The organism is Chloroflexota bacterium (assembly GCA_018825785.1).
Lineage (GTDB): Bacteria > Chloroflexota > Dehalococcoidia > JACVQG01 > JAHKAY01 > JAHKAY01.
Map to the genome: position 1 here is coordinate 1 of JAHKAY010000011.1, position 5620 is coordinate 5620.

6 protein-coding genes are annotated in these 5620 nt (G+C 61.4%); 3 read left to right on the forward strand and 3 right to left on the reverse strand.

Annotated features, from left to right (window positions below; translation table 11 throughout):
- Positions 1-451: 451 nt before the first annotated feature.
- The 3 genes from KJ624_02515 (at position 452) to KJ624_02525 (ending at position 2465) form a co-directional block, all read left to right on the forward strand.
- Positions 452-949 carry a hypothetical protein gene (locus tag KJ624_02515; protein MBU2008717.1) on the forward strand — a complete coding sequence of 166 codons (498 nt, stop codon included), beginning with the start codon at positions 452-454 and terminating at the stop codon, positions 947-949.
- A gap of 64 nt (positions 950-1013) precedes the next feature.
- The gene (locus KJ624_02520) at positions 1014-1526 is read left to right on the forward strand and encodes a hypothetical protein (protein MBU2008718.1); all 513 of its coding nucleotides are present in this window, start codon (positions 1014-1016) and stop codon (positions 1524-1526) included.
- Positions 1527-1607: 81 nt separating this feature from the next.
- On the forward strand, positions 1608-2465 hold the full coding sequence (locus tag KJ624_02525; GenBank protein ID MBU2008719.1) for a sigma-70 family RNA polymerase sigma factor: 858 nt from the start codon (positions 1608-1610) through the stop codon (positions 2463-2465).
- 1891 nt (positions 2466-4356) lie between these two features.
- Here the strand turns inward: KJ624_02525 and KJ624_02530 are convergent.
- The 3 genes from KJ624_02530 to KJ624_02540 all read right to left on the reverse strand — a co-directional run.
- Positions 4357-4554, reverse strand: coding sequence for a hypothetical protein (locus KJ624_02530; protein MBU2008720.1), 198 nt, complete (start codon positions 4552-4554; stop codon positions 4357-4359).
- 19 nt (positions 4555-4573) lie between these two features.
- Complete coding sequence (locus tag KJ624_02535) at positions 4574-4873, reverse strand: YgiT-type zinc finger protein (protein ID MBU2008721.1); 300 nt, start codon at positions 4871-4873, stop codon at positions 4574-4576.
- A gap of 107 nt (positions 4874-4980) precedes the next feature.
- The coding region (locus tag KJ624_02540) for a hypothetical protein (protein MBU2008722.1) at positions 4981-5620 on the reverse strand (640 nt) is incomplete at its 5' end.

The following is a 5620-nucleotide window of genomic DNA, read 5'->3' on the forward strand; positions in this document are numbered from 1 at the left end:
AACCCTATCAGGGGAGATGGCACTCCCCGCCCATAGGCCAGCAAGCCCTTAAAGCAAGGGCTGAACGAATGACCCCGCCGATGTATGGCCGATAGCTGACCCCCTGGGGCATATAGCAGTTGAACGGGGGCCGTAGCAAGCCGAATAGGCTGGCAAGCCACCAGCCGAAAGGCCAATACTACTAGGTGAGGGTCAAGAGACTAACTGGAAAGGACGCCTCTTTCCGGGAAGCCGAAAGCCCTATTCGGGGATAGCGTCAACATAGTGGACTAGTTGAAAGGCAAGCCGAAAGGCAAGCCGAGGGAAAGCTGAAAGGCAAGCCCTTCACTGGAGAATAGGGGAGGAAAGTAGATTTTCTCGCTCTAGTGGGACTAGACCGCACACTCTACGCCCACAAGCTGGGCGGGGTGGAGCTGGAGGCCGTGGGCCAAATCTGAAAAGAGGAGGCCCGATGCCAAAGAAAACCGATACCACTACCCCAGGCTACATCTCAGCCCTGCTCCAGCCCCGGCCCCAGGCAACCACCGACCGCAGGGCCTGGTCAATCCCCGTCTTCGGAGTCTGGGTTCCCTTCTTCACCGCCACCAACACCGAAGGGCAGACCCGCATATCCCACGAGGCCCTGGGAGCCCCTGTGCGGCTGGCGAAGGACAGCGATGGCTCCGTCAAGTTCAGCAAGAGCGGACGCCCCGTCCTGAAGCTGGTCAAGGAACTGGGGGACCAGGTGAAGCTCGTGCGGGAGAACTTCCAGGCGGGGCTTCTCACCTACGCCGAGAATGTCCAGCGGGCGATGCCCGACGCCTACAAGGCCCAGGCCGAGAACGCCAGGAAGAGGGGCGAGGCTATCTACGAGATGGAGGCCAGGGTCCTGACCGATGCCCTGGAAGCGGCCGAGAAGGCCGAGGCCGAGCCCGCCCGGGACGCCGAGCCCGTCGCAGTCCCCGCCTAAAGGAAAGCTGGCCCACGGCCCCAGCTCCACCCCGCCCAGCATTAGTTAGAAAGAGAGGTGGACGATGAAGGGACTACCCTTGTGGGCCACCCCCCCAAGGCAGGCCCATCTCATCAGGCTCTACGCCCAGGCCAGGGAGTTCTATGAGGAAGATGGCAGGGTTGTGCCTGACAACAACGAGGCCATAGAGCTCGCCATCTACATCTGGAAAGCCCTGGACAGGGAAGAAAGGGAGGAAGCCTGGAGGCGGGAGAAGAGGAAGCTTCACGCCCTCCCCAAAATCCTCAGGCGGGGGCCGTTTGACAGCATCGCCAGGGAGATATACCTGGCCGAACGCCCCCTCTGGAAGATAGAGGCGGTGGGGGTGGGGGCCTTCACCTTCAGTCGGGTGACAAAGGTGGAGATACCCGCCCTGGGGAAGGTTATATGGGTTGACCTAGCGGGGGTGGACGGAAGCCTCAGCAAGAACGCAAGGCGCAAGCTGGTGCGATACAGGAAAGGCAAGCTTCCCAGCGAGCTTGAGGAAAGCGTCTTTGCCCGCTGTCAGCGGGCCGTAGCACAATACCTGGCCAGCTAGGGAATAGGAAGCTGGCCAGCCCCCCAGGGGCTTCACCCAACGGTGGAGCACCTGGGGGGCCTTTCTTTTTTGCCCAGCAGCATGACCACCATACTAACCCGGTCCCCTGTCCAGGCCGCAGCCGACAGCGCAGCGGCACGCCTGGAGGCGTTCCTGCCCCTCACCCGGGCTGTGGCCCGTCGCTGGGCCCGCCGGATGGGGTGGGACGGGACCAGGGCTGAGGACCTGGCCCAGGAGGCTGCCCTGGCCCTGTGGCGGGTCCTGCAGGAGCGGCCGGACGCCCCCGCCGCCTACCTGAAAGATGTCGCCGACCACGCAGCCCGGGACGCGCTGGAGCGGGGGAAGTCGGTGGACCGGCCCCTGCCCCGCGAGCGGGCGCGCACCTGGCAGGTGATAAGCCTGGACCTACTGATGGAGAATGAGGGCGGCCCGGACACCATCGAAGAGGCCTTGGCCCGGCGCAAGCGGCGCGGTGAGCTCCCCAGCCCCACCGAGGAGGTGGCCACAGCCCGGATAATGCTTCGGGAGCTTAGGGAGCGCCTCACCCCCCGGCAGGGGCAGGTCATGGAACTCCGGCTCCAGGGCTACACGCGGGAGGAGATCGGGGCCAGGCTTGGGCTCGGCCAGACCCGGGTCAACACCATCATCACCATCATCCAGAAGAAGGCCGGGCCCCTGTGGCAAGAGGAGCCTGTCCCGGCCTCCAAGCCCGTCTTTATGACCGCCAGTGAACTGGCCCGGGAAATGAAATACAGTCACGTCCAGGCCTGTCGGCTGTGCCGGGAGGGCAAGATTCCAGGCGCCCGGCGGGCCGGAAAGCGGTGGCTGATCCCCGCTGAGTCGGCAAGGCAAGGGCCCACCGCAAGCGAGGCCGCAAGGGGTGAGCCCAAGTCCCGCCGCCCCTCTGACTTTGAGCTTCTCAGCCTTGGTGGAGGATAGATCAAGCAGTGCAAGACGCACGCGCTGTGGCTGCTTCTACTTCTGGTGCTTCTGCTTCTGCTCACGCATATCTGTCTTGGCAGAAGCAGAAGCACAAGCAGAAGGAGGCGGGCCCCGTCTTCCTGCTGATAGACAGAAGAGCCGTAGAAGAACAGAGCGAGTCTGTACTCGGTGCTGTTCAGACTTGTTCACACTGCTGCTCAGACAGTTCACGCTCCTGGCGCAGCGGTGCAGAAGCAACTGCCAGTGGCACTGCCAGTCACCCTAGGCAGCAGCAGAAGCAGGTTGTCCATTCGCAGCATTCCTTTCCTCCGGCGTCCACTGGTTTCCCGGTAGACTACCGGACTTAAAGGAGTGGATCAATTTCTGAGTAGCGAATGGCTCACATTCCGAGCGTTGCCTCCACGACTGGTCCAGCCTCGTCCAGGCGGTTTACCCACTTGGTGCAGCAGTCCATGCGTCTGCGTCTGCTCATGCCAAAACAGATAGGCGTTAGCGACGCAGGCGCAGGCGCAGAAGGAAAGGGTCCCTCATTGCGGCGGGCGTCCCTGTTCACATCTTCTGCGTCTGCTCATGCCAAAACAGATAGGCGTTAGCGGACGCAGACGCAGACGCAGCGCAGACGCAGGACTCCACTTCAGGGGTGTGTGAGCTGACGTGGGCCGTCTTCCGCCCCGCCACAGTCTTCAAAGCTGCAACACGTGGTGTCTCGCATGAGGGTGCACTCCGGTAGCCCGAGGAATCGGGGCCTCGGCCAGTTTGGTAGCGCCCCGAGACTTTGTGTCCTTTTGGTTCATCTTTGAATAGGTCCAAACCGCATACCCAAAGTCAAAAACGGGCCCCAGGAACTTGCAGGAACCTACCCTTGACTTAGCCACCCCGCTGGTGTAAGAAGGTAACAGGGGACAGCCAGGATTTCTGCCTGCAACCTTCTAAGCAGTGGGGCGGAAGTTCGAATCTCCCCAGGGCCGCAGCAAAGCCGACAGGGAAAGGTTGGGCTCCATTAGGAGCCAATTCTAGCCACAATCTCCCAAGGGAGGTGAAAACTCGGCGGCCAGAGTAGCCAAGAGCCTCATCTGTAAGAACCACCCTGGCCGCCGACCTATGTCTCTATGCCATACCGTTCAGCAGAAATGCCCCCAATCCCGTCAGGCCTTCACCAAGGTATCAGTAGTAACTCCACCTCTCTATCCACAACTGTGTGAGCTCTGGAATCGGCTTGCCAGAGAAGCTATTCACCAGATACTTATATACGATTTCGAGTTCCTCCTTGGTGCCAACGTCCCGTAGCCCGTGGCATAGCCCTCTAGTGGATCTGCATGAGGCTTCCCCGCAAGCCTTTCGGATCCATCGTCGCCGCCCCCGAACCTCAACCGGAGCAAGGCTGTGACAGTTCAAGCACCCCCCAGTGGTTGGAGTGGGGGGTAGGAGTTGGGGTAGGTGTTGGCGTCCGGGTAGGGGTGGGGGTTGGGGTTTTGGCTCCCCGGCTAGAGGCAGCCAACAGCATCCCACTGGCGAGCACTACAGCGAAAAAACCACCGCCACCACATTCTCTAAGACCTTCTTGTTCAAGCATCAGTACATTTGCCAGCCTGCGAGAAGCCTCGCTGGCATGGGGGGCGGAGGCGGCTTGTCCGGCCCAAAGTGCTCAATGAGATACTCCCATAGGGGGTCTTGTTCCTCCTGCCTGCTGCCTACCCACGGGGTCGTCGCCCATCCCACGAAGCCCATGTCGTGGCGGGCGCGGGCACTCTCCCAGCTACTCCGGTCCTTCATCGGCCCCGTCAGGATAAATAGCTGTACGCCGTGACAGGAGGTGCATATCAAGAACAGGTCATCCCGCCCGGGGCCCGGCGGAAAGACCTGGGCGAGATAAGCCTTCACCTCTTCCTCAGAGCTTTGGGCCGGAGCCGGGGTAGGAGTTGAAACAGGGGTAGGAGTCGGCGTCCGGGTAGGTGTAGGTGTTGGGATAGGCGTGGGAGTTGGACTGGCAGTGGGCGATGGCCTCGGGGTTGGGGTTTTGGCCCCCCGACTGCATGCCCCCACCAGGACCCCGATGACGAGCACTGCCAGCAAAACCCACCGCCACCACATTCTACTCCCCTCGCCTAATACTCTCCTTCCACTTCTTGCTCCGGCTCCCCAGGGAGTGGCTCATGTAGCTCTGGTATCCGCCCTTCCAGCGAGTAGACCGGGACCTCCATCACCCTCTTCGGCGTCGCAGAATTCAGGTCCTCCACCAGGGCCCGCAGGGTTTCCGACGTCAGAGGGTCATAGTATTGCTCCCCACACTGCTCGCATAGCTGGGCAGGGATATCCTCCACTATAATCAAGCGCTCATCCCCCTGCCAGACGTTCGTCCTCACCACACCCGGGTAGGTCAGCTTCTTACAGCGCGGACACTCCATCAGCGTGGACACTCCATCGGCCCAGGAAATCTATGCATTCACCACCTCTCAGTTACGCCGAGGAGCCCTGGACTCCAGGGCTCCTCGGCAAAAACCTTTCTAGCGCCCTACATCTTCACGAATTTCTTGACTGCGTCCACAATCTTCGCCGCGTCAGGTATGTTCCACCTATTCATGTCTCTCGCGAATGGAGGCGGGGCGTCCGGGTAGGCAATCTTCCACATCTTGACCCCGGGCACTGCCATGCCCGCCAGAGCCATTACGTGGCTCGAGAAGCCGTGGGAGTAGTAGCCGAAGTCCACGCAGAAGAGCTTCCCGGTCTTCTTCAGCGAAGTCTGAAGAAGGGCCTCATCAAAGGGCTTCAGCGTCCTGGGGTCAAGGTATTCGGCCTTGATGCCTTCCTTCTCCAGGAGCGCCAGGGCCTTCTCCACCTCCACGCTGGCCGGAGGATGGGCGTATATGGTGACGTCCGTCCCCTGCTTCAGGATCTGGCCCTTCCCGATGGGCACTACATAGGGCTCATCCGGGATGTCAGCGGAGGCCTGGCTGCTGTAGAGGACCATGCACACAGGGCCTCCTAACCTGATGGCCGAATGCATCAGCCCCTTGACGTCGTAGACCAGGTGGGGGTTCATGGTCACAACCCCCGGGAGGTTCGGATATTTGGCGTCAGCGCTGACGTTCGCATGCTGAGTAACACTCGTGCGGCCAGGCCCCTGCTGGATGAGGATCATCGGACACTTTGCC

Coding starts and splice junctions, on each gene's coding strand:
- KJ624_02535 (MBU2008721.1), bottom strand. CDS start 4,873: ATGGAGTGTCCGCGCTGTAAGAAGCTGACCTACCCGGGTGTGGTGAGG.
- KJ624_02525 (MBU2008719.1), top strand. CDS start 1,608: ATGACCACCATACTAACCCGGTCCCCTGTCCAGGCCGCAGCCGACAGC.
- KJ624_02520 (MBU2008718.1), top strand. CDS start 1,014: ATGAAGGGACTACCCTTGTGGGCCACCCCCCCAAGGCAGGCCCATCTC.
- KJ624_02515 (MBU2008717.1), top strand. CDS start 452: ATGCCAAAGAAAACCGATACCACTACCCCAGGCTACATCTCAGCCCTG.